Genomic DNA, 2,885 nt, shown 5'->3' on the forward strand with positions numbered 1-2,885 from the left:
GTGCCGGCGGGATCGAGGCCATTCTTCTTGAGCATGTATTTGAGGAAGAAGTCGGTGGAGGAGCCGGGTGCGCTGACRCCGACCTTCTTGCCGGCGAGATCCTTGATCGACTTGATTTCGTTCGTGTGCGCGGGCGAAACCACCAGCACGAGGCCGGGATAGCGGTCATAGACGACGAAGGACTGAAGCTCCTGCTTCTTGGCCGCCAGGTTGACGCAATGGTCGAAATAGCCGGAGACCACGTCGGCGCTGCCGCCCAGCACGGCCTTGAGCGCGTCCGAACCGCCCTTGAGGTCGACCAGTTCAACATTGAGGCCGGCCTTGTCGTATTCGCCGAGCTGCTTGGCCAGGACCGTCGGCAGATAGCACAGGCAGGAGCCGCCCCCGACCGCGATGGTCACCTTGCTTTGCGCCGCGGCAAGCGAGGTGGTGAGCGTCAGCGCGAGCAGCGCGCCGGCGAGCCTGGCAATCGTGTTCTTCATTGGTTTCCTCCGTTCGGCCGGCGGCACCATAGAGCAGCGGGACCGGCTTGAGAAGCACTGCCTAAGTGCGACTCGCCATCGGCCTTTCGGCGCAATAGCATGCCCAATCAAGAACAATTCCTGATGGGGAGGATCATCCATGAATCGCCTTGCTGCCGGACTGTCGATCGCCGCCGCCTTTGCCGCCGGATGCGGCGCCAACCAGTTGCTCCGGCCGGCGCTGGCCGCCGAGAACATCACCGCGCAGATCATCCACACCGGCGAGATGGAAGGCGACGCCCTCGGGCCCGCCAACAATGTCGGCTATCGCTCAAAAATGTTCGCAAGCGCCGACGGCGCCACCATCTCGATCCAGGTCGGCAATGTGCCCAAGCACATGCATCCCAACACCAACGAAATCCAGTACATCCTGGACGGGACCGGGACGATCTGGCTCGGCGACAAGGAGGTCACGGTGAAGCCGGGCGACCTCGTCATCATCCCCAAGGGCACGCCGCATGGCGGCACCAAGCCGATCAGCGGACAGGTCAAGGCGATCGCGATCAAGACGCCGCCGCAGGCGCCCGACGATACCAAGCTGTTGGACTGAGCTTTCACGCTGTCGGGGCTCGCGCCGTCGCGCGGGCCCCCTTTCGGCTAGCCGCGACCGTCCACCGTCGGCCGCCACACCAAGAGGCGCCGCTCGACGAGCGTCACCCCGTAGTCGATCAGGATGACGAAGGCCGACAGCACGAACATGCCGGCGAACACGCCGGCGACGTCGAACACGCCTTCGGCCTGCTGGATCAGATAGCCGAGGCCGGCCGCCGATCCCAGATACTCGCCGACGACGGCGCCGACCACGGCGAAGCCGACCGAGGTGTGCAGCGAGGAAAACATCCAGGACAGCGCCGACGGCCAATAGACGTGCTGCATCAATTGCCGCTCGCTCATGCCAAGCATGCGGCCATTGTCGAGCACGGTGCGGCTGACCTCCTTGACGCCCTGATAGACGTTGAAGAACACGATGAAGAACACCAGCGTCACGCCGAGCGCGACCTTGGACCAGATGCCGAGGCCGAGCCACAGCGCGAAGATCGGCGCCAGCACCACGCGCGGCAGGGCGTTGACCATTTTCACGTAAGGGTCGAACACCGCGGCGACCAGCGGCTGGCGTGCGAACCAGAAGCCGACCAGGACGCCGCCGAGCGATCCGATCACGAAGGCGAGGATCGATTCCGCAAGCGTGATGCCGAGGTGCTTCCAGATCACGCCGGAAGCGAACCACTTCACGATCTGGCTGAACACGTCGAACGGGTTGGAGAAGAAGAAGGGTGGCAGCAGGATCTTGCCGAACACGGGGACTGTCGACAGCACCTGCCACAGCACAATGCAGACGACTGCGACCAGGACTTGCAGCGCAAGCAGTGTCGGGCGCGACATCAGACCGCCTCCGCCGCCTGGGTGGACTGCGCGTAGCCCTTCATCACCTCGTCCTTGAGCACACTCCAGATCTCGCGGTGGAGCGCATGGAACTCCTTGTCCAGCCGCACCTCGAAGATGTCGCGCGGGCGCGGCAAGCTCACCCGCCAGTCGCCGATGATGCGCGAGGACGGCCCCGCCGACATGATCACGACGCGGTCGGCGAGCGCGATCGCCTCTTCGAGGTCATGGGTCACGAACAGCACGGCCTTGCGGTCGGCGTTCCAGAGATCGAGCAGCAGATTGCCCATCACCTGGCGGGTCTGGGCATCGAGCGGCCCGAACGGCTCGTCCATCAGCAGGATCTTGGGATCGCGGATCAGGACCTGCGCCAGCGCCACGCGCTTGCGCTGGCCGCCCGAGAGCATGTGCGGATAGCGATTGGCGAAGGCGCCGAGGCCGACCGAGGTCAGCCATTTCTGCGCCCGCGGCAGCGCCTCGGCCCGCGGCGTGCCCTTGATCTCGAGCCCGATCGCGACGTTGTCGAGCGCGGTCTTCCAGGGGAACAGCGCGTCGGCCTGGAACAGATAGCCGGCATCCCGGTTCAGCCCCACGAGCGGCCGGTCGAAGATCTTGACGCTTCCGGCGGCAGGCCTCAGCAGGCCGGCTGCGACGTTGAGCAGCGTCGATTTCCCGCACCCGGTCGGGCCGACGATGGCGACGAACTCGCCCTGCGCGACCGCAAGATGCGCCTTCTCCACCGCCGTATAGACCCGTCCGTCCCCCAGCCGGAACGCGACCTTGGCATCCTCCAGCGCCACTGCCGTGGGCGTTGTCATGTGTTCCCTCCGAATTTGGTCCGATGCCTTAACCGCTCGCGCGGCCAAGTTCAATCAACCCGCCAAGCGTGCTACGCATAGGTCTTGTCATCCCCTCCCTCCACGGGCGGGTCAGCGAAGTGAGCCCGCCCGATGCCGTCCCGGCCGATGATTGGCTATGCAC

At 65.2% G+C, this 2,885-nt stretch carries 4 protein-coding genes; 1 reads left to right on the top strand and 3 read right to left on the bottom strand.

What is annotated here, in order from left to right:
* The coding region (locus AC1D00_RS34585; protein ID WP_477013771.1) for an ABC transporter substrate-binding protein at nt 1-482 on the bottom strand (482 nt) is incomplete at its 3' end.
* A 139-nt stretch (nt 483-621) separates the two neighbouring features.
* Here AC1D00_RS34585 and AC1D00_RS34590 point away from each other — a divergent pair.
* A complete protein-coding gene (locus tag AC1D00_RS34590) occupies nt 622-1,071 on the top strand; it encodes a cupin domain-containing protein (RefSeq protein WP_404553779.1) in 450 nt (149 codons plus the stop codon).
* 47 nt (nt 1,072-1,118) lie between these two features.
* Here the strand turns inward: AC1D00_RS34590 and AC1D00_RS34595 are convergent, their stop codons facing one another.
* Both AC1D00_RS34595 and AC1D00_RS34600 read right to left on the bottom strand, forming a co-directional pair.
* Nucleotides 1,119-1,904 (bottom strand): ABC transporter permease, encoded by a 786-nt coding sequence (locus AC1D00_RS34595; RefSeq protein ID WP_135175939.1) that lies wholly within the window; start codon nt 1,902-1,904, stop codon nt 1,119-1,121.
* Entirely contained in the window at nt 1,904-2,722 is an 819-nt protein-coding gene (locus AC1D00_RS34600) for an ABC transporter ATP-binding protein (protein ID WP_477013772.1), read from the bottom strand. The genes AC1D00_RS34595 and AC1D00_RS34600 overlap by 1 nt, the downstream gene beginning before the upstream one ends.
* Between the last annotated feature and the right edge of the window lie 163 nt (nt 2,723-2,885).

It is taken from the genome of Bradyrhizobium sp. P2_E8, from assembly GCF_056403875.1.